Below are 26,685 nucleotides of genomic sequence, written 5' to 3' on the forward strand. Positions count from 1 at the left end.
AGATTACTCTTCGATGCCCTTGGTGCCACGCCGCTTGAGATACTTGTCCCAATAGAAATCGTCGGCATTGTCCTTGGTCACGATCGAGAAGCCATTGTCGACGAACGGCACCTTCATCGCGTTGGCGCCGGCGCGCTTGGCGTCGTTCATCGGGTCGATCAACTCGGGATGCTTGGCCAGCCACAGAAGCATGAAGCCCATATAGCCCTGCATGCCCTGGTTGGGGTTGACCGAGCCGAAGATTTCGCCGGCCTTGATCATGTCGAGGATCTTGGCATTGACGTCGGCCAGCATGACCCTGATCTTGCCGCCACCTTCCTTGGCCGCTTGTGCCGCGCCGATGGCCGAATTGGCTTCCGGCATGAAGACGGCGCCGAGATCGGGATGGGCCTGAGCGAGGCTGAGCACTGCCTGATAGGCCTTGGTCGGGTCCTGGTTGGACGCGGCGCGGCCGACCAGCTTCATATCAGGCCATTTGGCTTCCATGCGGGCGACAAAGGCCGAGATGCGCTTGTCATGATTGTCCTGGCCGGGGTTCTCGAGAACGGCATATTCGCCCTTGCCGCCCATCGCCTCGGCGACGGCGTCGGCGGCATAGGTGCCTTCGGCGACATTGTCGGAGGTGATGTAGGAGACACGCTTGGAATTGGGCGAGTCGGCGGCGAAAGTCACCACTGCGGTGCCGCCGTCGGTGGCGCGGTTGATCGGCTCGATGAACGGATCGGAATTCATCGGATGCACGAGGATGCCGGCCGGCTTCTGCGCCAGTGCCTGGTCGAAAGTGGCTATCTGCTTGTTCACGTCATATTCCGGCGTGCCGGTGTATTCGGTCTCGCAGCCGAACTGCTGCCCGGCCTGCTTGAACATCTCATAGACCGGGAACCAATATTCGACGCCCGAGACCATGACGTTCATGACATATTTTTCACCCGGCTCGCATTTGAACGGGTTGGCGGTTTCGGCGTTGGCCTGGGTCGAGACCAAGATGGTCGACGCAGCCGCCGCCATGGCGAGCGTGCTCAGAAATTTGCGCAAGATTCCTCCCTTGGCCGAAGCCATGCTCAATGACAATTGCGAACGCCGCAGCGTCTCGCTGTCTGGATTGATTGACGCCGGACATCCTCCAGAAACCCGACGCCCCGACAATTACCGGCTTTTCCGACGCTGTCAATAAAATTCACTATATGAAATATATTTCATAATGGCGACTGACGTCCGTTGTTCAGAGGCCCCAATGCGCGCCTCAGACGCAGCGGCACGAGCAGGCGAATATTGAGTGCGCTCGGCGCTCCAATTTGTGGCTTGATTGACTGAACACCCGCATGGAAGGCGGCCATTTCCGTCGCCTGCGAAGCTCAAGGACCATCGATCGCAGCCATGCACGTGCGGCAGCAATTCCTCGTTGCAGCGCAACCATGACGCATTCAGCGTGCGCTTCGGCGCAGTTAGCGTCTTTTTTCTTTCGTGTTCGATCCACTATCCGCCCCCCGCCCTGGAAAACAGATAGGCAGATCATCATGAATATCGCGCAGATGCAGGAACAGCGACTGAAGGCACTCCAACTGACCGGATCGGGCGCGCCAAAATTGCCGTCGAACCCGTTCTTCGGTGTCGGCCCGATCACCGATGCGACCACCGACGAAGTGGACAGCCGCCTGCGGCGCATCGCCTTCGACGCCTGGATTGAGAAGACCTATCGGAAGTTCGACGACAGGGGTAACGACATCGGAGGCTTCACCACCGCCGAGATTTCCCGCAGCATGCACCGCGGCTATCCGGCGGACAAGATCCTGACCGACATGATGCGGGCGATCCATCGCTATTTCCACTTCCCGAAGACGAATCGCATGGCGGTGGGACTCGGCGGTGGCCATAGCGGCTTCACTGTCTGCGTCCAGCACCTGATGAACGCCAACGACGCCTCCCAACGCGTCTATGTCGATACGCCGCAGCCAGAGAGCGATCTATCCAGGGCCGCTGGTTTCTTCCGCCAGTCCTGGGCCACCCAGTTGATCGAGATGCAGCGTTTCGCCGAAAAAGGCTGCGAGAGCCGTATTCATTTCGCCGTCTCCGAAGGCGTGATCCCGACGGCAGCCGAGCTCTCCGCCCTCGGCGTCTCGATCTTCGTCGGCGTCGGCCACGAGACGACCGGGGCCAATGCCTATACCAGTGCCGAGATCCACGAACTGCTGAGCTGGATAGACGGCGATCCGGCAAACCGCCATGCGGTGTTCGATGCCACTTCGATGCTCGGTGCCATGCCGTGGGAGCCCGAACTCGTCGACGCCGTGATGGCGAAGTGCTGCCTGTTCATGCCGTTCCAGAAGGCGATCGGCGGGGTGTCAGGCTATTTTGTCGCCTCCTTCACGTCGCACGCCCTGGCACTGATCGAAAAGAACCAGCAAGATCCCGCCTGGGCGATCCCGCGCCAGCTGAAGATCGCACCACCGATCGACCCTAAGCTACCGCTTTCGGCCAAGCGCTCCGTAGATGCCGGGCCATTCTACGACGCTGCAGAAGACCGCATGCTCGGCGGCGTAATCAACACCTATAGCGCACTTGCCTTTGCCGAGACCACCTTCGGCCTTTTACAGTCGGAGGCTCGGGTTGGCTCCGTCGTCGAGCTGAACCGTCGTTCCGCCACCAATCGCAAGGTGATCGACGAGTGGGTCAAGTCGCACCCGATGCTATCGCTGACAGTCACCGATGCCGAACGGCGCGGCGCGGCGGTAACGCTCCTTAAGGTCGAGGACGACGGCATCACCGACCCCGGCATCCACGCCCGCATCATCGCCCGGTCGAAACAACTGCTCGGCTATGAGGGTATCACCCATCCGAACGGCGAATATGAGCCCGGCCTAGACGCGGCCCGCTACGTCAATGCCTTCCCGGGAACGCCAGGCGACTATCGCGCCTGGGTCGGTGGCATCCGCCAGCCCGAAGATATCGTCGCGCTGCTGGAGAATCTGCAATACGCCTATCTGCGCGCCAAGATCGTCGTTCTCGAAGAGGAACTGGCGAAGAACGGCGTCGTTTTCGAGGCCCCGACCAAGACAGGCGACGGCGTCCGCAAGGACGACCCCGCGCGCGCCTATGCGGTGTTGATCGCCGATCTGGTCGGCCTGCGCTTCGGCGCCGACGGCCGGCCGGATCACAGCGAGATAAAGGCCTACATCGAGAAAAAGGGGGGGGTCTTCCACCTCGGACCGCTCGGCGAGCGGTCGGCGCTTGAGAAGGGCCGCATCCATTTCTTCTACCAGCCCAACCTGAGCACCGAGGCGGAGATCCTTCCGCAGACAGACAAGGGCCAGTACGACGCGCTGATCGCGGCGGCGACCTTCATCCCGAAGGACTCCGTATTCCCGCTCGGTGGCGTGCGCATTGGCGCCGGCACCGGCAACATGGGCTCGGCCTCCTGGGGCGGCGGCAATGGCGAGGGCGGCGAAGCGCCGCTGATGAACACGCCGGGTATCAACAGCCGGGCGACCGCCCAGATGGCGATGAAGGCGATCCTGAGAGTTGTTCCGGATCTGCCGGTCGGCAGGCTGCACCGGATGGTCGCCGGCGGCGACTTCGACACCGGCCGACAGCTCAAGGATTTTCCCACCGCTAAGCTCGAGGGCCGCAAGATCGCCGTTCTCGGCTACGGCAACATCGGCCGCGAAGTCGCCAAGCTCGCCAAGGCCTTCGGCATGAAGGTGGCGATCTACGCCCGCGAGCATCACAAGCGCTGGATCGAGGCGGAAGGCTTCGAACATGCCGCAAGTCCGGTTGCCGCGGCAACCGGCGCGGACGTGCTCTCTGTGCACATCGGTCTCGGCCGCCTGGATGCGGCGAGAGGCGTCTATTCCAACGCCGGAACCGTCGATGCGAAGGTGTTCGACGTGATGAACGACGCCGCGGTGCTGGTCAACTACGACCGGGGCGAGGTCGTCGATGCCGCCGCGCTCGACGAGGCGCTGTCGACCGGCAAGATCGCGCACGCGGCGATCGACGCCGATCTCTTCAAGGACGCAGCGACCGGCAGACTCAGCGGGCCGATGCTTCCTTACCTGCCGCTCGAAGAGCGCCATAAGGGCAGGCTGGAGCTGCTGCCGCACGCTGCCGCCGACACCGATCATCCCTCCCGGGTGACCGGTGCGAAGCAGGCAGTCGACCAGGTCTTCGACGTCATCCGTTTCAAGTCGGTCACCAATCTCAAGGGAGATCTGCCGGAGGGTTATGTGTCAGTCGGCAGCCGCACGCCCGCCGGCATCGGCAAGGTGACGAAGCAGGTGGTTACTGAAGTCGGCGGCAAGGCGGAGCTCCTGGACGAACTGCGGCAGGCCTCGGAAAAGGTCGCAGCGATCGTGGGTACACTTTCCTCCGTTTCCGATCCGGATCATCGCAACCGGATCATCGATCGCTACACCGGGCTGCTTGTCGAAAGTGCCGACCGGCAACGGGCGCTGCTCGACCAGTTCAGCCTCTACGGGCCGGCGGAGGAGTGAGATCGTAGGTTGCCGGGTCGCGCCGTGGGCCGGAACGTTTCAGACGCCCAGGCGGGACCGGCGCCACGCGTGCTCAGCCGGTCCGAGATAAGACGCATCGTCGAACAGGCCAACACGATCGAACGCCATCTCGGATTGGCCGAGGTTGCGATTTGACAAAATCAGTATGACACAAGGTCCGGACCGGCGATGACATCAACGGCTGACTCGCCGGCGAGGCCTGACATCCACCCCCTTTCATCCTCTTCAGCCTTCTCCATCCGAAATTTTTGAACGGCGTTCATTTTTCTCTTGAACGCTGTTCACGATGTGCTATGTTGCATTCATGAACAACGTTCATGGAAGTAATCCAGCCGCCGGGTGCGGCGGATCGCTCAGGAGCAGTGCCGACGCCGTGCTCGGACGGCAGACGACGACGAAGCCGGCCTGATAGTTTCCGGCCTGAAACAGACCAGCGCCGACCCAACTTAACCCTGAAACGAAAGGATCATATCGATGCCCAGCTATGCTCCCAACCATTCAAGCACCTGGAAAACCTCCGTCACCATCACCAAGGCGTTGCGTGACGCGGAGGAAGCGGGCCGCTTCATCAGCAGGTTGAAAGATGCCAAGACCGAAAAGCTGCTGATGGATATCAACCGCAGTAACGAAGTGTAATCCGGTTCCCGCTAACAACGAGGCTCAAACCGTGCAAGCAACCGCTCGATCCATTCGGATTGCTCGATACCTTGCCCAATGGAAATTGCCATGAACAACCATCTGATGACGTCACGGCGCTTCGCGCCTCTCTTCTGGACGCAATTCCTCTCGGCCTTCAATGACAATTTCCTGAAGAACACGCTGGTGTTCCTCATCCTGTTCACGCTGGCGGCGGACAAGGCGGCGTCGTTGGTTACCTTGGCGGGTGCTGTTTTCATGGCGCCCTTCCTGCTTCTGTCCGCGCTTGGCGGTGAGATCGCCGACCGCTTCGACAAGGCTGCCGTGGCGCGCAAGCTGAAGCTCGTCGAGATCGGCGCCGCCTTGTTGGCGGTCATCGGCATCGCGCTCTCGTCAATCCCGGTGCTGTTGACGGCGCTGTTCCTGTTCGGCGTCATTTCGGCGCTGTTTGGCCCGATCAAATATGGCATCCTGCCGGATCACCTCGAGCGCAAGGAGCTGCCGCGCGCCAACGCCTGGATCGAGTCGGCCACCTTCGCCGCCATCCTCGGCGGCACGATCGTCGGCGGCATTGTCTCGGCCGACGGCATCGGCATCGCGGTCTTCGGTCCGATGATGATGATCCTCGCCGTCGGTTGCTGGTTCGTCAGCCGCTACATCCCGGCGACCGGATCGGCAGCACCGAACCTGGTGATCGACAAGAACGTCCTGCGCTCCACCTGGCGGCTGGTCAGCGAGCTGCGCACAAACCAGCGCATCTGGCGGGCGGCGCTGATGGCGTCCTGGTTCTGGCTGGTCGGCGCCATCATCCTGTCCATCCTGCCCCCCATGGTCAAGGATTCGCTCGGCGGCACCGAAATCGCCGTGACCGCCTATCTCGCCGTCTTCGCGGTCGCCGTCGCCATCGGCTCGGCCATTGCCGCGTGGATGTCACAGGGGCGCATGGTGCTGTTGCCGGCCCCGGTCGGCACGGCCCTGATGGCCCTGTTCGGACTTGATCTCGGCTGGAGCGTCTGGGGCCTGCAAGCCTCTGCCCAGGCGCAGACGCTCAGCGCCTTCTTTGCCGGCCAGAACACCATCCGCGTCGCCATCGACCTGGCCGGTCTGGCGATTGCCGGCGCCTTCCTCGTCGTGCCGACCTTTGCGGCGGTGCAGGCTTGGGCGCCGGAGGATCGCCGTGCCCGTGTCGTCGCCGCGGTCAACGTCGTCAGCGCCGGCTTCATGACCATCGGCGGCGGTCTTGTCGCCGCCATCCAGGCAGCCGGCGTCTCCATAGCAGGCGTGCTGTTCGGCCTCGCCGTCATCAATGCCGTCGCCGCATGGCTGATGCTGAAATACCTGCCGACGAACGCTTTCCGCGATTTCGTCTCCATCCTGTTCCGCGCCTTCCATCATCTGGAGGTGGAGGGGCTGGATAACCTCAAAGCTGCCGGTCCGGCGCCGATCCTGGCGCTCAACCATGTCAGCTTCCTCGACGGTCCGCTGGCCTTGACGCTGACCGACGAGGAGCCGGTCTTCGCCATCGACCACACCATCGCGCAGGCCTGGTGGATGAAGCCGTTCCTGAAGCTCGCCCGCGCTCTGCCGCTCAATCCGGCCAAGCCGATGTCGACCCGCACGCTGATCAAGATCGTACAAGGCGGCGATCCGCTGGTCATCTTCCCCGAAGGCCGCATCACCGTCACCGGCGGCCTGATGAAGGTTTATGACGGTGCCGCCATGGTCGCCGACAAGACCGGCTCGATGGTGGTCCCCGTCCGCATCGAAGGGTTGGAGAAGAGCTACTTTTCGCGGCTGACGTCGCAGCATGTGCGCCGCCGCCTGTTCCCGAAGGTCAAGGTGACCATCCTGGAGCCGGTGAAGCTCGAAGTTGCGCACGAGCTGAAGGGCCGCAAGCGCCGCGCCGCGGCGGGCGCTGCCCTCTACCAGGTCATGTCAGACCTCGTCTTCCGCACCCAGGATATCGACAAGACCGTGCTGGAAAAGATCATCCAGACGGCGAACGAGCGCGGCATGAAAAAGCTTGCCGTGGAGGATCCGGTCACCGGTTCGCTGAGCTACGGCAAGCTGCTGACGGGTGCCGCGGTGCTCGGCGAGAAGTTCGAACACCTCTACGCCGACCAGCAGACGCTGGGCATCATGCTGCCCAACGCCAACGGCGCCTGCGCGACGCTGCTCGGCGTCATGTCGGCCGGCAAGGTTCCGGCGATGATAAACTTTACCGCAGGGGCCGCGAACATCCTGTCCGCCTGCAAGGCCGCCGACGTGCGGACCGTGCTCACCTCGCGCGCCTTTGTCGAACAGGCAAAGCTTGGCGCGGTGGTCGAGGAACTCGGCCGCGCGGTGGACATCGTCTGGCTTGACGATTTGCGGGCCACCATCGGCCTCAAGGACAAGCTGCTCGGCCTGTTGCGCAAGAGCACGCCGCGGGTTGCCCGCAAGCCCGACGATGCGGCTGTGATCCTGTTCACGTCCGGCTCCGAAGGCACGCCCAAGGGCGTGGTGCTCACCCACCGCAACATCCTGGCCAATGCCGCCCAGGCCGCGTCGCGCATCGACTTCCACTCGGGCGACAAGGTCTTCAACATCCTGCCGATCTTCCATTCCTTCGGCATGACGGCGGGCACGGTGCTGCCGCTGATCTCCGGCGTGCCGGTCTATTTCTACCCCTCGCCTCTGCACTACCGCATCGTGCCGGAACTGATCTACGCGTCTAACGCGACGATCATCTTCGGCACCGATACGTTCCTCTCAGGCTATGCGCGCACGGCGCATCCTTATGACTTCCGCTCGGTGCGCTACTGCTTTGCCGGCGCCGAGCCGGTGAAGGCGGCGACGCGCATGACCTACATGGAGAAGTTCGGCCTGCGCATCCTCGAAGGCTACGGCGTGACCGAAGCAGCACCCGTGATCTCCATCAACACGCCGATGTACAACAGGTCCGGCAGCGTCGGCAAAATCATGCCGGGCATGGAGTACCGCCTGGATCCGGTGCCCGGCGTCGATGATGGCGGACGGCTCTACGTGCGCGGGCCCAATGTCATGTCGGGCTATCTGCGCGCCGAAAAGCCTGGCGTGCTCGAGCCGCTGGAAGACGGCTGGCATGACACCGGCGACGTCGTCACCGTCGACGAGGCCGGCTTCATCACCATTCGCGGCCGTGCCAAGCGCTTCGCCAAGATCGGCGGCGAGATGATCTCGCTGGCTGCCGTGGAAGTGCTGGCCGGTGAATTGTGGAAGGGTTCGCTGTCGGCCGTCGCCACCGTGCCGGATGCCCGCAAGGGCGAGAAGCTGATCCTCATCACCGAGGCCGCCAACGCCACGCGCGCCGAATTCCTGGCCTTCGCCAAGGCCAACGGCGCCATGGACCTGATGGTGCCGGCCGAAGTGCGCATCGTTGCGAAAGTGCCAGTCCTCGGTTCCGGCAAGCTCGACTTCGCCGGCGTGACGAAGATGGTGCGCAGCGAAGAAGACATGAAGATCAAGGCAGCTTGATCCGGATACGCGAACGGGCCGGCGCAAAACGCCGGCCCGTTCATACAATCTCTCAGCCCTGGCGGTGACCGCATCGGGCAAGTTGCCATCACCACCCCAATTCATTCACGCTCTTGCGGAAAACGACAGGGAGGCATTGAAACGCGTATTGCCCAGCCGAGGTGGAGGCGTCCTACGTATCCGACGGCACGAAGCCCTGCGGGTGGACTCGAAGCGCGCTACACAAAACGTCCGATTGCCGGAATTCCCGTGTAGCAGCCGCCTGCTACCAGCGACTCGAATTTCGGCGCTATGTGATATGAATGGCGTACTTGAACGAGGCGGTGTAGGGTTCACCGCAAAGAAGAAATAAGCCGTATTAACGGCAATGCCGAGCGAATCTGGGAGGATTCATGGTTGAGATTATCTCCAAGCGGGATGGCCCGCGGCGCGAGGACGTACAAGTCAAAAGACTGATTGAGCAAAACCGCTCGACCATCGTTCGCCTTGCCGACCAGATCAGCGGCGGTGGCTATTCGGCTTCCAGGAAACCACGCCAGCAACCAAAGGCAGAAGGTCTGATCATCCACGTTGGCGGCAGTCTTGCCTCTGTGGCCGAAGCCAAACCGATCATCAAGGTCACCATCAACGGCCGCGTGATCTCGAAAGATCAGAATACAGGCCGCCAACTTCATCACATCGGCGATATCCGCAACCGTGACGGGGGCCAGATCTTCGTTCTGGCAACGAAGCAGAATGGCTTCTTCTCGCCCGTCGACGAAACCGTCGCCGAAGCGCTTGCCGAGCTGGACGGATCCCACCTCGCCGCCACTTATACCGAAGAACAGCTTGCCGCCGATATCGGCGCGAAACTCGGCATAGACTGACTGGGCGTGCTTCTGCACGTCCAGTCCGCGGCAGCATACGACGCGACTGCAAACAGAAATGGCATGGCCCAAAAGGTCTGTGATGACTGAATGAAACGCGAGTTAGGCCCCAATCCGACGAAGATCAATGCTCTTCCGGCGCGTGCGTCGCTGGCCGCGGGGCAAATGGTTCTGGGCAACATCGACTATGACGAGCGTGCCACCATGCGCGCCTGGGAAAGTTTTCTGGCCGACGATCCCAAATGTGCCCGCGATCCAGTCCATCCGAGCCACGTCCGCTCCCTCATTCACGATTCCTGGTATCGCAGCGCCACCGGCGGCATCAACGCTCAAGGGATTGAAGCGCCGCTGAGCAGTGATCGCGACGAGATCGAATATCTGACCCGGGCCAATGCAGAACTGCTTTCGGCGGCGCGGCGATCGTTCGCCTCCCTTGGCCAGTTGCTGGACGGGACAGGCGCGATGCTGGTTCTGGCCGACAGCGACGGCGTGCTGATCGACGCCATCGGCGACAAGAAGACCCTGCATGACGGCATGGATATCCACCTCGCCATCGGCGGCAAGTGGAACGAGGATGCCGTCGGAACCAACGGCATAGGAACGGCGCTGTGGACGGGTGAGCCCACTTTCGTCCACGCGGCCGAGCATTTCTGCGCCGGCATCAAATCCTGGACCTGCGCCGGCGCGCCGATCCGCGACCCGCTCGACGGCAAGATCATCGGCGTCGTCGACCTGTCAGGCTATTCGCCGATCTTCCGGCCGCATAACACCGCCCTGGTCGCTGCCACGGCCCGGCAGATTGAAAAGGCGCTTGCCGAACAGCAGCAGGAACAGCGCACGCGTCTGCTCGAGGCCTTCATTTCCTCGGCTCCCAGCTACCGCCGAAAAGATGGGCTGGTGATCGTCGACCATCGGGGCCGCGCGATCTTCTGCAACAACGTGCCTGACGGCGAGAAAGCCGAAATGATGGACGGCCCGATGGAGCCTGGCCGAGGCCGCTGGCTGATGAACCTTCCGTCGTCCGGCTCCGAGGCTGACCTTGCCAGGGCATTGCCGGCCCATCTGCGATCCTGCCACATCACGCCGCTGAAGTTGGACGGCGACCTCCGCGGCGCGGCGCTGGTGTTCCCCTCGGTTCCGGCAGTCTCCAGCGTGGCGGTGGTCCACCGGGAGGTGAACAAGCATCTTCAGGATGCTGTCGCCATGATCATCGGCGAAAGTGAAACACTGCAGGCCGCCATCGACGTCGCATGCCGCGTCGCCCGATCGAGCAGCGCTCCGTCGCTGTTGGTCGAAGGTGAAACAGGCGTCGGGAAAGAGCTGTTTGCGCGGCTCGTGCATGCCGGCAGCCGGCGCACGACGACCGATCCGTTCATCGCGATGAATTGCGGGGCGATCACCAGGGACCTGTTCGGCAGCGAATTGTTCGGCCATGTCGCCGGCGCCTTTACCGGCGCCTCGCGTGAAGGCAAGCCGGGCGTTTTCGAACTCGCCAACGGGGGCGTGCTCAGTCTCGACGAGATCGGTGAGTTACCACTCGAGATCCAGCCATTTCTGTTGCGTGTTCTGGAAGAGCGCATGGTCCACCGCATTGGAGACAGCCGGGGCCGCCCGGTGGATGTGCGCCTGGTCGCCTCGACCAATCGCGACCTCAAACAGGAAGTTGCCGCGGGCCGCTTCCGCCGCGATCTCTACTATCGCATTGGCGCGGTCTCGATCACCGTGCCGCCGCTGCGCGAACGCGGCGACGACGTGCTGCTGCTGACCGAACATTTCAACCGGAAGATCGCCGCTGCATCAGGCGAGGAGCCGCTGGAATTCTCGCATGAAGCCATGGATGCACTGCTCGCCTATCGTTGGCCGGGCAATGTGCGCGAGTTGAAGAACCTGGTCGGGCGGCTGCATGTCCTGGCGCGTGGTCGCGACATCGGCCTTCATGACCTTCCCGAGGAAATCAAGACCTCGGGTTCTGGGCCGAGCTTGCAGTCGGCCACCTCAGTCGAAGAGCTCGAGGGCACACTCGCCGAGGCGGAACGCCAAGCAATGAAGAACGCACTGGAAGCAGAGGGCGGCAACCTCAGCCGTGTCGCGCGACGGCTCGGCATCTCGCGGCCGACGCTCTATCGCAAGCTCGACCAGCACGGCATCCGCCGCGGGTTCGTCTAATCTAGGACCAGAACCTGTCGCGGGCACAAAAGAACCCCGCGGCATTCGCGCCACGAGGTTGGGGAAAGTCAATCAACTGGGGCTATCGCGGGGTATGATCAGCCCTTCACGACAGCACCGGTCACTTTCTCTGAGACATAGCCGAGGATGTTGCCGATGATCAGCGAGATCACCACAGCGGCCGCGACCTTGGTGATGCCGCCAGCACCTTCGCCATAAGCGGCGGCACCAAGCAGAAAAAGCGCGGCGGTCGTTGCGTAACCATAGACCGCTGACGGAATGGCGCTGAGCAATGGCAGCTTGGCGGCGAGAATCAGAACGACGATTGAAATGCCGACGCAAATGCCGGCCATGATCGCCGTGACACCAATAGATGTCAGGGTTATCAATGCGCCGGCAGCGCAGATCGCTCCCCAGAGATTTGCAACCGCCGAATTCTTGAACCCGGCTTCCTTGCCGCCACAGTGATAGAAACTCCCCCAGCCGACAAACACCGCCCAGATCAGTAGATAGGGGTTGCCGATCGTGATCGCTGCCCACGTCGCAATACCACCCATAATGCCGATGACGACGGCCAACCCCGTAACAAGATCCATATTGTCCTCCCATTTTTCGCGAAGCAAAAATCTCATTTCAGGATCGCGCTTCGCTTACGTCCCGATATGGAAAACGCCATGGCATCAGTCATGACGCGGCACCCGTTCCGCGCCACGTTCGGTCCAAAGGCCTTCAGGGCACGATGACGCCGCGCCCCGTGAACCGCCGGTTCTTGAAATCGTCGAGCGCGGTGTTGATGCTGGCGAGGTTGTATTCGGTGTAGTGCATCTTCACCTTGCCGTCGGCGTTCAGTTCCATCAGCTCGACCAACTCGGTGAAGTTGCCGACCAGGCTGCCGCCGATGTTGATCTCCTCGATGACAAGGTGCGCGGTTGGCACGTTGACGGCGCCGCCATAGCCGACGACGAACAGTTGCCCACCCTTGCGCACCATCTTCCAGCAGATGTTCTCGACGCCGAGCTCGCCGACGAAATCGATGACCACATGGGCGCCGCCGCCGGTGATCTGGCTGACCTCCTCGACGACATTCGGCCCGCCATCGAGGACGAAGTCGGCGCCCAGATCCTTGGCCAGCACCCGCGCCGCCGGTTCGCGATCGACGGCGATGATGCGGCAACCCGAGATCGCGTGCAGCGATTGCAGCGCGATATGGCCAAGCCCGCCGATGCCGAGCAGGACGCAGTAACTCCCTGGCCTTAGCAGCTTGGCCGCCCGCTTGGCGGCGCGGTAGGCGGTGATGCCGGCATCGGCCAGCGGCGCCACCTCGATCGGTGTGACATTGGCGTTCAGCTTGATCAACGAGCGCTCGCTGGTGATGAAATACTCGGCGAAGCCGCCGTTCATGCCAAGGCCGGGAAACTGCCCGTTGTCGCAGTACATGTCCTCGCCGTGTCGGCAGTTGAGACAGATGCCGCAGGAGCGGAAGGGATGGCAGATCACGGCGTCGCCGCGCTTGACCGACCTGACGCCGCTGCCGACCTCCTCGACCCAGCCGGCATTCTCATGGCCCATAATGTAGGGCAACAGCGTGCCTTCGGGATCCATCGTCGGCTTCCACACGCCCTCGATGATGTGCAGGTCGGTGCGGCAGAGGCCGGCGGCACCGACCCGCACGATCACCTCGTCGGGGGCGGTGATCGTCGGTGCCTTGACCTCCTCGATCCTGAGCTGGACGTTCATATGCGGATCGTATTCGTACAGTCTCGCAGCTTTCATCGTCGTATCCTTTCAACGTCGAGATTGTTCGGATTGCTTAGGCGCGGCCGAGCTTTTCAGAGCCGCCGCCGCGGGCCGGTCCGGCCGTTGGATCCTCGTCCTCGGCGAGATGGCCAATCAGTGTTTCGGTGGTCAGGATCAGCGTCGCCACCGAAGCTGCGTTGGCGAGGGCTGTGTAGGTGACGCGGACCGGATCGATGATCCCTGCCTCGAACATGTTCTGGTAGCTGCCGGCAGACGCGTTGTAGCCGTAGCCACCGTTGATGCGCGTAACTTCCGCCACGACTGCCTCGGGATCGGCCCCGGCATTGGCGGCTATGCGCCAGAGCGGCCGCGACAGCACCGACCGCACCAGGCGCACGCCTTCGGCGACATCGCCGTCGACGCCGGTCGCCACCTTGTCGAGCAGCGGCGCGATCTGGGCAAGCGCCGAGCCGCCGCCGGCGACAACGCCCTCTTCGGATGCGGCACGCACCGCATTCAGCGAATCCTCGATGAGCTGAATGGTTCGCTTCTGCTCGACGGGCGTGACACCGCCGGCATAGAGGATCGCCGTCCCGCCGGAGAGCTTGGCAAGGCGTTCGCGCAGCTTGTCCTGGTCGATGTTCGGCGGCGAAGCTTCATACTGCCGCTGCACCTGGGCGCGGCGCGATGCGATTGCCGCATGGTCGCCGCCGCCGCGGATGATCGAGGTGTAGGAAGAACTGGTCTTCACCCGGTCGGCTGTTCCGAGGTCGTCGGCTGTGATGTCCTCCAGCCGGCCGCCGAGGTCGCGCGCGATCACCTTGCCGCCGGTGATGATTGCCAGATCCTCCATCATCGCCTTGCGCCAGTGGCCATATTCCGGCGGGTGGACGACGAGGTATTTTCCAGGTCCCTGCTTGCCGAGCAGGGTCACCACAACTTCCGGCGACATTTCCTCGGACACGATAAGCAACGGTCGACCATCCTGGTCGGCAATGCGGCGAACCGCATCCAGCGCCTCGGGCTCCTTGATCTTGAGATCGGTCATCAGGATGTATGGCCGTTCGAGAACCGCCTCCATCTTCTCCTGGTCGGTCACCATGTGATGAGAGAGATAGCCGCGTTCGAAGGACATGCCCTCGACCACATCGAGCGTGGTCTCGGTGGTGACGCTGAAGTCCGTGGTGATGACACCTTCGGCTCCCACGCGCTGATGGGCCTCCGCCACCAGCGCGCCAAGCTTCGTGTCGGTCGCAGCAATATTGGCGACCGAAGCCAGGATGCCGTTGCCTTTTGCCGGCTTGGCCGAAGCCTTGAGCGCCGCCACCACCGCCGCCACGGCAAGGTCGATGCCCTTGCACAGATCGACGGATTTCACCCCGCGTTCATTCGCCTCCACACCACCCTGGATGAGCGCGTTGGCGAGCACGATGGCAGTCGTGGTACCGTCGCCGGCGACCTCGTTGGTCTGCATCGACACCTCGCGGACCACTTGCGCGCCCATGTTTTCGAAACGGTCGTGCAACTCGATCTCCGAGGCGATGCTGACACCGTCGCGGGTCACCATCGGCGTGCCGATCGGCCGGTCGATCATGGCGTTCATGCCTTTGGGGCCGAGCGTCGGCTCGACGGCAGCGGCCAGGCGAAAGACGCCGCGGGCGAGAGCACGGCGGGCCTCGGAATTGTGAAGCATTATTTTGGGCATGATTCCTCCTTCCGCCTTACGGGCGGGTTGTTGGTTAGGGGCCTCGTGCGAGGGAGGCCGTTGCTTTCAGATCTGCTTCAGGCGGTCGGCTCGGCTCGTGCCGGCACGCGGTCCATGATGAAATCGACCAGCGTCGGTTCGCCCTCGACCACATCCAGTTCCTTGTATCTGGTCTGCTTGAGCCCACGGCAAAGTGCGCCGTTGAACTCCATATTGACGCGCACACCGCGCAGTTCGGCGAGATGGGCACCGAGTGCGCCAGGCGGTATGCGTTGCCCTTCCCATGTCACGAAGACAGGATCATCCGCCTGGCGATCGGGAAAACGCTCAAGCAGAGCCGCCCTGTATCTCGGCTGCTGTTTGGTCGCTTCGCCCGGCTCGAACCGCGCGATGTCGTATGCCGGCAGGTCCATGCCGAGGATTTCCCGATCCGTCAGACCGTGCTGCCGCAGCCCGCGCAGGACTGCCTCCTGGCGCCGCTTGAATGCCTTCATCCTGAAGGTTTCGCGCAAAGCGCCGAGATCCTGATCCTCGCCAAGTTCAGCAAAAATATCGCTGAATGTCTTGCCGGCTTCCATGCCGCGATTGACCTCTTCCGCGAACATGTGGTCGTGCAGCCTGACGCGATAGGCCGGCGCCCAGGAGAGCTGGTCGAGCGCCTTGCGGACGCCGTCCAGCATCAGGAACGCGAAGTTGGGCGAGCACCAGTAGGTCGGCAGGCGGAAGTCTATCTCCACGCTGCCATCGCTCGTCATCGCGGCCCGCTCGACGAAGCCCATCTCGGTAATCGGTTCGTCGAGCTCCGGGTCATTGACCTCACCAAGGCACCGCCAGAGTTCGTTCTCGCGGTTGCCGGAAACGCTGGCGGTTGCCATGGCCCCTACTCCGCCGCGATGCTGAAGGGCGAGCCGGCGAGCGCCTTCTTCTTGGCTTCGATGTCGATGTTGTAGAGGCGCGCGGCATTGAGGCCGAGGATCTTCTCCTTGATCTCGTCGGTCAGCTGCACGCCCCGTTCAGCGGCGATGTCCTCCGGGATCTGATAGGCCCAGAATTTCTCGACCAGCCAGCGCGGCGTCCAGATCGCATAGTCGGAACCGAACAGGATTTTCTCCGGCCCGATCCAGAACAGCAGCTCGGCGATGACCTCGCCGAAATAGCGCGGGCGGGAATGGATGAATGGCAGCGCCACGGCCAGCCCGCCATAAACGTTGGTTTCCTGCGTCGCAATCCAGCAGAAATCGTCGAGACGCGGCAGGCCGCAATGCTCGATGATCCAGTTGAGGCCCTGGAAATCCGTCGCCGCATAGTCGACGTCATGCACGTCGAAGGCGTCCTTGCTGAGCGGGATGATCGTCGGACCCTTGTGGACGTGGATGTTCTTGATGCCGAGCTTGTCGCAAAGTTCGAAGCACTTGTAGGCATCGGGATCGGTGAGCTTCCAGCCCTTGGAGGCGCCGTTCCATTCGGCCGTGTACATCTTCACGCCCTTGACGTCATAGGTCTCCTTGAGGAAGTGGATGTACTCGAGTGCCTTCTCACCGTCGCGCGGGTCAAAGGCGCCGTTGACGATGAAACGCTCCGGATAGCGCTTGGCCACCTCGGCGTTGCGCTCGATCGTGTTGAAGCCGTTCTTGTAGAAGTCCTTCAGGTAGGTGGACTGGATGATCGCCACATCATCGGGACCGTCGATGAACAGGTCGCGATAGAGATCGTCGGCGCTGTATTTCTCGAACTTGCTCTTCTCCCACAGTTGGTCCTTGGGGCTCAGCCCGGTGTGATAGGCGTAGAAGCAATCGATGAACTGCTTGCCGTGGACATTTTTCTGGTTGTCCGGGCTGCCGTCCCAGAAATGGGTGTGGCCGTCGACCACGAAGATATCCTTGCCTTCCGGTGTCCTAAACATTCTTCCCTCCGCGAGATGGGCGTTGATCGGTCCGGCGCGCCGCAACCAGGCGGCGCGCCCGATTTTTTGGCGGCTATTCGATGTATTCGAACATCTCGTCCATGTTGCCGAACAGGATCACGGTGTTGTCGTCGACGCGAACCATGCGGCCGTAGTGGGTGGAGGTGTTGACTTCGAAGGTCTCGGCTGAAATCTCGCGGCCGAGATATTCACCGATCGCGTCCATCTTGAAGATCAGCTTGCCGTCACCGTCGATGCGGATCAGCGCCGGCTGGTAGGTGATGGTCACTCCCGGCTTCTTTCCCATGAATTCGGCGATGGCCCTGGCCTCGACCGAGTCGTTCATGGTGACGCCGCACTGATGCGAAATCGTCTGTTCGAAGGTGATGTCCTTCATCTCCTTGAAGATGTTGGAATGCGTTGCGTCGCGTGCTGCTAGTGACATGACATTTCTCCCTGTGTCAGCGCTTGAGGCCGAGTTCGCCGAGGATCTGGCCAATCCGTTCCTCGGATTTGGCGCGAACGTCCGCGAACGCGACTGGCTTGGAATGCGGCATCGACCAGATCGGCTGCAGGCCGACGGCTGCCTTGTCGGCCAGCGCGCCGTGTTTCTTGACCCAGCCCTGGAAGAGCTTCTTGTTCGCCGCGCCGTGCTTCTCGTCGTTGGCGAGCAAGTGCATGAGGTCGATCGTGTTGGCGAGGTTGCGCTCGTAGTCGGCCTCGGCTGCCGAGATCACCGCAGGCGTGATGAAGTCATGGTTGGCGGCGGCGATCTGCATCAGGAAGCCTGAGCGGAATGCTTCCCCGACCAGCGGCTCGAAGACGATGTTGATGGCGAAATACTGTTCGAGGTAGTCGGTCGCGCCCATGATGGTTTCGACCGCTTCGCGCGTGCCTTGCCAGTTCTTGTCTTCGAGCCAGGTCTTCTTGCCGAGTTCGTCATCCCAGCCGGGAAGGTCCATGCCGATCTCGGCAAGGTAGAGCGTGATGTCCTGCGCAAGCCGCAGCTTGTAGGACGAGTTGGTCAGCGTCGCGTTGTTGATCATCTGGGTGTAGCCGTAGCGCTGCGCCTGCATCAGCGAGGTACCGAGGCCGAATTCGGCGTGTTTCCAGGCGCCGAGCTGCGTCTGCAGGATCTTGACCCACGCCTTGTCGAAGGTCTTCGGCGCGCCTGACTTGCGGGCATTGTTGATGACGCTCTGCACCATCGTCTCGATCTTCGACTGGCGCTGGTAATGCGTGCGCTCCCATTCCTGATCGGGGGCGCGGAAGGCATGCCAGTTGGAGCTCTGCGCGGCGGTGTTCTGCTTGACATAGGCGCCCTTGCCGTCGGCGAAGGATATGATCCAGTCCTGGATCAGGTAACGCTCCGGATCGGGCTGCACGTCGACCGTCATGTCTTCGTAGTGGGTGGCACGCTGGCCCTTCGGGTCGAAATACCGGTACTTCCGGCTGTCGGAGTCGGCAAAGATCGCCGCGCCGGCGGCTCCGGATCCGACTGAACTCGAGGTAGCTGGCATAGTCTTCACTCCCTTGTTGCAGTTGTGGTTACAGTTGCGTGGCCGCCCTCTCAGTGGGTCGGCGTTGCACCTGCCGATGTGGTGAACTTGTCGAAGAAGATCCGCTCCGTCTCGAACCCGTTCATGAACAGAACCGGCTGAAGCGCATCGATCATCGGCGGCGGGCCGCAGGCGTGGACATCGCCCTGCCCGTCGACCGCCAGTTGCTTGAGCTTGGCGTCGACACTCTGGTGTACGAAGCCGCGCTCGCCTTCCCATTCGGCGTCATCGGTCGCGTGCGACAGCACGGGAATGAATGTGACTTCCGAATGCTGACCGACCAGCTCGGCGATCCTGTCGAGATAGAACAGATCGCTGCGCGTCCGGGCACCGTAGAAGAAATATACCGGACGTTTCTCGCCGCTCTTCAGATGGTCGTTGAGGATCGACCAGATCGGTGACATGCCCGATCCAGCCCCGACGAGGATCAGGGGTCCTTGCCGTTCGTCCCGGCGGAAACAGGTTCCGTAGGGTCCGATGACGGTGACCTCTGCTCCGACCTTGATACCTCCGGAATCGAGTTCTCCGGAGAACTTTCCCTCAGGGTATTTTTTGATGATGAAGGAGAGTTTTTGGGTTTGGTCCGGCGTATTTGCCATGGAGAACGAGCGCGTAATCGTCTCCCCTTTTTGCGTGGTAACCGTGATGTCGACATATTGCCCCGCCCAGAACTTTATCGGCGAGCCGAGTTCGATCTCGATGCCGCGAATGTCGTGAGTCAGGTGCTCGATCCGAGCAATCCGGCCCTTGAACGTCTTCACGGCGATCGCTTTCGCCAAAATCTCCTCGTCGTAGTTGAGAAGCTCGACTTCCAGATCGGAGTAGGCGACGCAGCGGCACAAAAGGACGTGGCCGCTCTCCTTCTCCATGTCGTTCAGTGCGAAGGTCGAGTATTTGAGCATGTCGACTTCGCCTTCGAGCAAAACGCTTTTGCAGGCGGAGCATTGCCCTTCCTTGCAACCGTGCGGCAGCGCGATGCCCTGGCGGAACGCGGCGTTGAGCACCGTTTCGCCATTTTCGACATCGAATTCGACGCCGACCGGGCTGAGCCTGACCGTGTGGGTTTCCGACATACGGACCTCCAGTGAAAGGAAGGGGCGGGACGAACCCGCCCCCCTTTTGGCCTGATCAGTTGCAGGGATTGATCGTGAAGCCGGCCCGGTATTCCACCAGGTGCTTCTCACGGTCCGCGGGCGACATGGCACGCAGCGCGTTGAGCGGCGACCCGAGCTTGTTGCCGCGCACGTCGTCCAGCGTCCACATCTCCTTGTCGTCGAAGCGCATATGCGGCTGCGGGACGAGCGTCTTGCCGTCGGAGCGCACGAAGTTCAGGTCCTTGATCGCATCGGCCAGATCCCAGCCGTCATAGAGCGTCTCCCACTCGCGCTTGCCGCTGAAGCGGCCCATCGCGGGCGTCGGACGGCCCTGATACTCGTCGGCGAACGCCACGGTGGCAGTCCACTTGTCGAGTTCGTGGGCGAAGGTGTGCAACTGGCCGTCAATCTCGCCGACAACCATATCCTCGCGGATCAGGCAGGGAACGAGGCAGGACCAGCAGCGGTGCGGATAGACGTAACCGACGTCGCTGTTGAACAGCAGCACCTTCTCGCCCTTGTGGCTAAGCTTGGCGTACCATTTCCAGAAGTCGCCGAATTCGGCGTACCAGCCCGGATATTTGTGCTCGAACCACTCGAAGTCCTTGTCGGTCTGGGCTTCGATGCGCCAGAAGTTGACCGGCCAGCCGACCGCGAAGAACTGCCCGACCTTGTGGACGTAATTCTTCTTGGTGATGCGTTCCCAGGCTGCCTGGACGTCGTCGTGATGGACCTTGATGCCGTATTTCTCGAGCGGCAGCATGTAGGTGCGGTAGTAATCCTCATAGATCCAGCGGTGCCACATTTCCGCGTAGGACTCCTTGTTCTTGTCGCGGTTGGTGGTGCCGTATTCGATGAAGGTCCCGATGGCCGCATCGACGATCGCGTGGTTCTGCCAGAAAGCGTAACGCAGGTCGCGCTCGAGCAGCAGGTGGTTTTCCGGCTCCTTGAGCGCCGCCATCAGCAGCGAATGGCCATTGCCGATATGCCGGCTCTCATCGGACTGCACCGACAGGAAGACGGTCGGCAGCGCATAGTCGCCGTTGCGGGCGGCTTCCGAAGGCATGGCGACGAACAGCGTGTTGGTGAAGGCGGTCTCGGCGACCACGGTCAGGTACATGCAGGCGGCGGTCATCGTGTCGCCGGTGATGAAGCCTTCCGCGAACTGCCGGCCGATGGTCGTGGCGTAGCATTTTCCGAAGGCCTCCTCGGTGATGTCGAAGCCCGCCGGATCGATGTAGTTCTCCATGTACCATTTCTTCAGGTTCATCTGGATCGTCGAGTGACGGAACTCGTCGATCATCTGCATGGTAAAGCCGGTTCTGAGTTCCTCGCCGGGCGCGATGCGGGCGACCATCGCCATCGAGCGGGCGGCGGAAATCTCCGGGAAAGGAATGATGGCCAGGAAGAGCTTCATCCACTCGACCCAGCGCGGTTCCACATTACGGAACATGTCGCCGCGCAATGCCGCATCCAGCGCACCGTAGACGCGGTTGTCCTTCTCTTCCTGCATGGGGAAATAGGACCGCAAAACCTGCTTCATCGGGTCGCGCGGCGTCTTGTTGATCTTGTAGTCGGTCGGAAACGTCATCGCTTCCTGCACGTAGGAAGGATTCCAGCCGAGATCGGCGATCTTCTTGGTCGCCTCGCCGACGGAGATTCCGCGTTGCGAGGTAATCTTGTTGAGCGTCAGAGATGTCATGGTCATAAGCCTCCACCAGGTTTGAGCCGCAGGTCCCTTGACCCCGGCATGAAGCGGCGCACGGCGCCGCAAGTGAGAGTGCGAACGGCACGACAAAGGGTTGCGCGTTCAGGCGCGACTCATGGTCCGGCCATTCAAGTGGATCGCGGCAAAGGTTTTAGAGGCGTCTGGCAGAGATCCGCGGCGCCAACCGCATTTGCGATGGGCGTATCGAAGCGGACGCGACTGGTCCCAGCTTCCTCCGTTCCTTCGTTCTTTTGGCACCGCGTCGAAAGCGCGATGGGCTTCTTATGGAAATGTACAAAGCAAGCGTCGTGCCAACTCGAGGATGACGCTCCTGGCTGGCGCTAAAAACAAAATCTCTGCTCTTTCGACAGGTGGAGCTGAGGTCAACTGTAACGTTCTTTTACAGTTGTAAATGTCGCATGTAATATTTTACGAACATTCGCAATTGCAATATATTTAGTTAGCATCCGCAGCAAATTTGAAAAAAACATATCATCTATTCAATTCTTTTCCTTTCTCTACTATTTGAAGGCGATGGCTCACAGAAGGGCCTCGCACTGGAGAGAGACCGTGGCGAACGACAAAGACAGCCGGGGACAGCCCGAGCCAATGTCCAGCCAGGCCGATGGTGTTACTGGCGATCTTGTCAGGCTGATGCCCCGCGACCTGGTCTTTGTCATGCGCTTCATGGGCGAGAGCCAATATCGCCTGCAGAGCCATTTCCAGGACTTCATCCGGGCCGAGCTTGCCGCTGGTGGCGTCACCACGGAAACACATCCGATGATCCATCTGTTCATCGAAAACCATGCGATCCTGTTGCGCGACTTCGTGTTTTCCGGCGTTTCGCTGTCGCGCCAGTTCCGCGTCGACGAGATCGAGCGCCTCACCGGCGATACGACATCGATGATCCGCGTCGACATCTGGGATCAACTCAAGAGCCACATCGAAACGGCCGAAAAACAGTTCCATTCGCAGGCCGGCACACTGCCCAAATTGCTGTCGGCTTTCGAGATACCGCCCGGACCGATGGCTGGGGGCGAAAAATGACAGGAGGATCCGATGGGGCAAACTGACAGGCATGACACGCTGCTCGTCCGCCGGCTGGCACTCGTCGCCAATGTCTCCGCGCTCACTGCCGAGGCGCTGCGGCTTAACCAGAAACGCGCCGGTATCGGGATGGATGTGCTGCGCCTGGAGCTTGAGATCGGCAGGAACGGCGCCAGCGCGCAACTGGTGCAGGACTTGCATGAGGCGGAAGAGAGCGCCGAGGCGATCAGGAGCGCATGCGCGGCGTGCGAGGAACGCATCGTCGCCGCGGAGGGTGACGTCGAGGACGTCGACCGTACGCTCGCAGCGACGGATGGAAACTGACAAGAGGATGACCATGAACCAGCACGCGATGCAGAACCTGACCTTGTTCGATCTGCTGGCGCGCAGCTGGCGTCGCCCCTCGGCGATCGCCGATCTGTGCTTCAGCGCCGATGGCTCGACTGTCGCCTTCGCCTGCGTGGATGGAACGGTCGCCATAGCCGCGATCGCGGACCAGGAGCCACCGGAGTCGCGGATCAGGGTAAGCAATGATCTCGGACAGACGTCGATCCGACCAAGAGAGAAGTTATTGGCGCCACTGATCGCCACCGCTGCTTTGGGAGACGGCAATGTCCCAATCGCCAGCTATCTACAGTCCGGCTTCCTTGTCGGGACCGCTGCCGGCGAAGCGGCGCATCTCGCCGCGAGCGGCGACATAGCGGAGACGCTGATCAAGATCGACGGGCCGATCGCCGCCATCGACCATAGCCCCCTGGCGGCCATGACAGCCGTCAGCAACGGGCAGGATGTCTTTCTTTCGCGTGGCCGAGGCGATTCGGTGAGACTGCGACACGCTACGACTTCGTCCACGGACGTGATTGCCTTCTCGCCGGACGGACGCCGCCTCGCCTGCAGCCACGATGATGGTCTGTCAATCTGGGTGGTCGACGGCGACGCTGCCCCGATGCGCGACGTCTCCCTTTCGGCGCGCCCGGTGTCGATCCGCTGGAGCGGCGACGGCGAATGGCTGGCCTGCGGGCTCGAGACAGGTGGCTTTGCCCTGGTCGGCATGGCCGATTGCCGCGCCGGCATCGTCGCGGGATTTCCATCGCCGGTCCGGACCGTGTGCTGGAGCCAGCCGGCGAATGCACTGTTCGCGTCGGGTGCTTACCGGATCGCCGGCTGGTCGATGACCGCTCCGCCGCTTGACGGTGAGGCCTCTGGCGCTCTGGAAACGGGCCGCACCGGGCTGGTTCCGGTCGAGACCGTGGCAGCACATCCGGAAAAGAAACTCATCGCGGCCGGTTATGCCAATGGCCGGATCACGATCTCCCAGATCGGCGCGCGCGACGAACTGCTCGTCCGACCTCTGGGCAACGCCGTCACCGCGCTTGCCTGGTCCGCCGACGGAAGGCACCTGGCGGTAGGTTCGGTCGATGGCACCGCCGCGATCGTCACTTTTCCCGCGCAGATGTTCAAATAGCGGGCGCGGGCCGCGTGGAAACAGGAGGAAGAAATGCAGACCGAATCCACCCCCGAGGATGTCAGCAAGGATGAATTTTTCGAACGACTCGCCAAACTGTCGGAAGAAATGGTGGCCAAGCACGGCAAGGATTTCAGCATGGGAGCACTGGTGCTCGCCGCGCGCTGGATCGCCGAAAACCGCGTTGGCCAGTTGAAGACTAACTAGACCAACGAGACTGTCCGTTCCTCTGGCGACGAGGCGATCCCGTGGCACAGAGCCGATTGTGCCACCGACGCTCCGCCTTGGTCGCCGTCCCTGCCACCACAACTCTGACCGCTGAGACCGACAACGCGGCATCGGCGGTCAAGGCCGGCTGAGTCCGCGAAGCAGGCCGCCGATTTGCACGCCATAGTACGCTGCAGCTCTCCGTGAGGATAAGGCGGCAGCATGATCGATCTGAAGCAGAGATGACTCTCTTCCACGCCGCGGTTCGTGTAGCCCTGCAGTACTCGTGTGGCCTCTCGATGTTCCCGATAAGCGGGCGACGGCAAGGCGGAATGACGTCTGACCGATAAGGCTGTTGGACCCTGATCGGGAACACTCCTCGCCTCCGAGGGTTGGCTCGATGCCCGACGCAGGATTCCGGATATCCCCGCTAGGCGACGAGGCCTGGCCTAACTTGGTTTATCTCTTCGATCGGGACGGGATGCCCGGTGAGGAAGCCCTGCATCGAATGTACCCCCAAGCGCTGCAGCAACACCTGCTGCTCTTCAGTTTCGACGCCTTCGGCGAGCACGGCATGGTCGAGATTGCGCAGAAGTCCGACCATGTCCTGCAACAGGCTTAGGCCACGAGAGGTCTGGCAATCGTGGAGGAAACTGCGATCGATCTTGACGACGTCGAATTTGAAACGGCGGAGCCAAGAAAGGCCTGCAAATCCCGTTCCGAAGTCATCCAGCCAGATCTGAACGCCCAGGTTTCGCAGCCGCTCCATGTTTCTTACGGCTTGCGCCTCCAAAAAGATGTCGCTTCCTTCGGTGATCTCGATGGCAAGCTTCTGTGGCGCAAGGCCGTGCCGACCGAGGATCTCAGTGATCCGCAGTGAAAAATTAGGAGCCTTGAGCTGACGAACGGATACGTTCGCCGTCACGACCGAGCCCAATCCATATTCCACCATGTCGCTGCAGGCTTGATCAATTAACCACGTACCCAGTTCCACTATCGCGCCAGTTTGCTCGGCAACGGGTATGAACACGGATGGACTGATCATGGTGCCGTCGAAGTCGCACACGCGCATGAGCGTCTCATGGCCCAACACTCGTCCAGACGCTAGGTCGCAAATTGGCTGATAGGCGACGGAAACGAGTTGCTTGGAAACTGCGAGCTTCAACAGTTCTGAGAGATTTTCGCTGGAGCGGTCTCGGTCGGTAGCGTGCGGGTCGTAAATAGTGAACGTTGCGCGACCAGCAAACTTGGACGTGTAGAGGGCGCGATCAGCTTCCTGCAGCAGGATGCGAAGTTCCATGCTCTGATCGGCGCGCGTCAACGAGGCGCCGGCGCTGATGGTGACAATGTTTAGCTTGTCGCCCCGATCAGGGTGGTGGATATGCAAATCCTCTACAGCGCGACAAAACTGCTGCGCGAGCTCATTAAGATGAGCACGCCCAGCGACCTTACACAGGACAACGAACTCTTCGCCGCCATAACGGGCCGCGATGGCGTTGTTCGAAGCTGCCGTCTCGGAAAGGACATAGGCAAGTTTGATCAGACAATCATCGCCGGCCTGATGACCAAGCCCATCATTAAATCTCTTGAAGTAGTCCACGTCGATCAGAATGAGGCCTATTTCGTCGTCGTCTGCGGCCCATTCGTTGCGCATCTCCGAGAATTCTCGAATGATCGCCCGGCGATTTTTCATTCCCGTGAGCGGATCCGTATCCGCGATTTCAGTCAGCTTTTGCCCCTTTTTGATAGCAGCCTGTTCCTGAATTTGCGCCCGAAGTGCGTGCAGGAAAGTTTGGTATCGCTCTACGCTAAGTCGCCAGGAGAGGTAGAGCGACAGCACCAGGCAATTCACGAAATAGGCTGACAGCACGACGCGGCCGACGATGTCGGTCTGAAGGGAAAAAAGCGCGGCGCCTATGAAGCTTATGGTCACTGTCGCCGATGAAATAGCTGAAAGCCAGAAACGGAAATTGAAGAATAAGTTCGCTCCAAGAATAAATACTGTGCCAAAGACCATAAAGTGGGACAGCGCCGCCTGGTGGCCTGTTCCAAGAGCAGATAGCAGCCATCCGACTGCGCCGACTACAATCGCCAGCGCTGCCACGAGATGTAAGGTAGCAAGAGCGAAGCCCCGTCGGGCGATAAACTCGACGAGCGCCAAGGAGGTGATCCCTAGCGTTACGCGAGTCAGCACAAGCCGATCGGCGATGTCCTGAAAAAGAAACCAGTCGAAGAGGCCGTATGCCACATAGCTAAGAACAGCAGCCCTGATACCCCATTGCACGAGCTTGCGGTTTTCATCGGCCTCTTTCTGGAGGAACCTTACTAAAAGTGTCGGATCGGGCGAATGCCACCGCGGGCGCGCGAGCGCTGCGACCACCCTCTGAGCCACCTCCTCAGTCAGTTGCATTATGACGCCCCCCTGCGACCCCCGGTAGCGAATGGAATAGCCGAGGTCGCCTATCGGACGCAGGATGTAGGCATCACTTTCCGCAAAAAAGGCCGAATATCGCTAACCACCAGTAAACAGGGATAGTTCGGATTTAGCGGGGTCGGGTCAACGCCGCCGCCCCCGCCACTGCATAA

At 61.5% G+C, this 26,685-nt stretch carries 20 protein-coding genes; 9 read left to right on the forward strand and 11 right to left on the reverse strand.

The features are described from left to right. Positions 1-3: 3 nt before the first annotated feature. Positions 4-1,035: a substrate-binding domain-containing protein gene (locus tag ACSQ3Z_RS18550; protein WP_436172762.1), complete on the reverse strand. Its 1,032-nt coding sequence runs from the start codon at positions 1,033-1,035 to the stop codon at positions 4-6. A 479-nt stretch (positions 1,036-1,514) separates the two neighbouring features. On the opposite strand from ACSQ3Z_RS18550, the gene ACSQ3Z_RS18555 reads away from it, so the two are divergent. The 5 genes from ACSQ3Z_RS18555 (at position 1,515) to ACSQ3Z_RS18575 (ending at position 11,674) form a co-directional block, all read left to right on the forward strand. Then, positions 1,515-4,490: an NAD(P)-dependent oxidoreductase gene (locus tag ACSQ3Z_RS18555; protein ID WP_436173936.1), complete on the forward strand. Its 2,976-nt coding sequence runs from the start codon at positions 1,515-1,517 to the stop codon at positions 4,488-4,490. 495 nt (positions 4,491-4,985) lie between these two features. Next, positions 4,986-5,147 carry a hypothetical protein gene (locus ACSQ3Z_RS18560; protein WP_436172763.1) on the forward strand — a complete coding sequence of 54 codons (162 nt, stop codon included), beginning with the start codon at positions 4,986-4,988 and terminating at the stop codon, positions 5,145-5,147. Positions 5,148-5,237: 90 nt separating this feature from the next. Continuing rightward, positions 5,238-8,642 (forward strand): acyl-[ACP]--phospholipid O-acyltransferase, encoded by a 3,405-nt coding sequence (locus ACSQ3Z_RS18565; protein ID WP_436172764.1) that lies wholly within the window; start codon positions 5,238-5,240, stop codon positions 8,640-8,642. Positions 8,643-9,034: 392 nt separating this feature from the next. Beyond that, positions 9,035-9,508: a hypothetical protein gene (locus ACSQ3Z_RS18570; protein WP_436172765.1), complete on the forward strand. Its 474-nt coding sequence runs from the start codon at positions 9,035-9,037 to the stop codon at positions 9,506-9,508. A 90-nt stretch (positions 9,509-9,598) separates the two neighbouring features. After that, on the forward strand, positions 9,599-11,674 hold the full coding sequence (locus ACSQ3Z_RS18575; protein ID WP_436172766.1) for a sigma-54-dependent Fis family transcriptional regulator: 2,076 nt from the start codon (positions 9,599-9,601) through the stop codon (positions 11,672-11,674). A gap of 98 nt (positions 11,675-11,772) precedes the next feature. Here ACSQ3Z_RS18575 and ACSQ3Z_RS18580 read toward each other — a convergent pair whose 3' ends face one another. The 9 genes from ACSQ3Z_RS18580 to ACSQ3Z_RS18620 form a co-directional block, all read right to left on the reverse strand. Further along, entirely contained in the window at positions 11,773-12,252 is a 480-nt protein-coding gene (locus ACSQ3Z_RS18580) for a DUF1097 domain-containing protein (RefSeq protein WP_436172767.1), read from the reverse strand. 151 nt (positions 12,253-12,403) lie between these two features. Then, complete coding sequence (locus tag ACSQ3Z_RS18585) at positions 12,404-13,447, reverse strand: NAD(P)-dependent alcohol dehydrogenase (RefSeq protein WP_135937007.1); 1,044 nt, start codon at positions 13,445-13,447, stop codon at positions 12,404-12,406. A gap of 37 nt (positions 13,448-13,484) precedes the next feature. Further along, positions 13,485-15,116: a molecular chaperone GroEL gene (locus ACSQ3Z_RS18590; protein ID WP_436172768.1), complete on the reverse strand. Its 1,632-nt coding sequence runs from the start codon at positions 15,114-15,116 to the stop codon at positions 13,485-13,487. Positions 15,117-15,193: 77 nt separating this feature from the next. After that, the gene (locus ACSQ3Z_RS18595; RefSeq protein ID WP_436172769.1) at positions 15,194-15,991 is read right to left on the reverse strand and encodes an iron-sulfur cluster assembly protein; all 798 of its coding nucleotides are present in this window, start codon (positions 15,989-15,991) and stop codon (positions 15,194-15,196) included. A gap of 5 nt (positions 15,992-15,996) precedes the next feature. Then, complete coding sequence (locus ACSQ3Z_RS18600; RefSeq protein WP_436172770.1) at positions 15,997-17,019, reverse strand: amidohydrolase family protein; 1,023 nt, start codon at positions 17,017-17,019, stop codon at positions 15,997-15,999. A 73-nt stretch (positions 17,020-17,092) separates the two neighbouring features. After that, positions 17,093-17,464 carry an MmoB/DmpM family protein gene (locus ACSQ3Z_RS18605; protein WP_140745962.1) on the reverse strand — a complete coding sequence of 124 codons (372 nt, stop codon included), beginning with the start codon at positions 17,462-17,464 and terminating at the stop codon, positions 17,093-17,095. A gap of 16 nt (positions 17,465-17,480) precedes the next feature. Next, positions 17,481-18,539: an aromatic/alkene monooxygenase hydroxylase subunit beta gene (locus ACSQ3Z_RS18610; protein ID WP_436172771.1), complete on the reverse strand. Its 1,059-nt coding sequence runs from the start codon at positions 18,537-18,539 to the stop codon at positions 17,481-17,483. A 50-nt stretch (positions 18,540-18,589) separates the two neighbouring features. After that, positions 18,590-19,651: an NADH:ubiquinone reductase (Na(+)-transporting) subunit F gene (locus tag ACSQ3Z_RS18615; protein WP_436172772.1), complete on the reverse strand. Its 1,062-nt coding sequence runs from the start codon at positions 19,649-19,651 to the stop codon at positions 18,590-18,592. A gap of 55 nt (positions 19,652-19,706) precedes the next feature. Beyond that, on the reverse strand, positions 19,707-21,380 hold the full coding sequence (locus ACSQ3Z_RS18620) for an aromatic/alkene/methane monooxygenase hydroxylase/oxygenase subunit alpha (RefSeq protein WP_436172773.1): 1,674 nt from the start codon (positions 21,378-21,380) through the stop codon (positions 19,707-19,709). Positions 21,381-21,950: 570 nt separating this feature from the next. On the opposite strand from ACSQ3Z_RS18620, the gene ACSQ3Z_RS18625 reads away from it, so the two are divergent. From ACSQ3Z_RS18625 to ACSQ3Z_RS18640, 4 genes are read left to right on the forward strand one after another with little or no spacing between them, the layout of a single operon-like run. Beyond that, entirely contained in the window at positions 21,951-22,427 is a 477-nt protein-coding gene (locus ACSQ3Z_RS18625; RefSeq protein ID WP_436172774.1) for a hypothetical protein, read from the forward strand. A 12-nt stretch (positions 22,428-22,439) separates the two neighbouring features. Further along, positions 22,440-22,751: a hypothetical protein gene (locus ACSQ3Z_RS18630; protein WP_436172775.1), complete on the forward strand. Its 312-nt coding sequence runs from the start codon at positions 22,440-22,442 to the stop codon at positions 22,749-22,751. Positions 22,752-22,764: 13 nt separating this feature from the next. Then, positions 22,765-23,892: a WD40 repeat domain-containing protein gene (locus ACSQ3Z_RS18635; protein ID WP_436172776.1), complete on the forward strand. Its 1,128-nt coding sequence runs from the start codon at positions 22,765-22,767 to the stop codon at positions 23,890-23,892. 33 nt (positions 23,893-23,925) lie between these two features. Then, entirely contained in the window at positions 23,926-24,099 is a 174-nt protein-coding gene (locus ACSQ3Z_RS18640; protein WP_436172777.1) for a hypothetical protein, read from the forward strand. Between the two features lie 430 nt (positions 24,100-24,529). On the opposite strand, the gene ACSQ3Z_RS18645 is transcribed toward ACSQ3Z_RS18640, so the two are convergent. Beyond that, a complete protein-coding gene (locus tag ACSQ3Z_RS18645) occupies positions 24,530-26,509 on the reverse strand; it encodes a putative bifunctional diguanylate cyclase/phosphodiesterase (RefSeq protein ID WP_436172778.1) in 1,980 nt (659 codons plus the stop codon). Positions 26,510-26,685 lie beyond the last annotated feature (176 nt).

It is taken from the genome of Mesorhizobium sp. LjNodule214, assembly GCF_964252735.1.
Classification (GTDB): Bacteria; Pseudomonadota; Alphaproteobacteria; order Rhizobiales; family Rhizobiaceae; genus Mesorhizobium.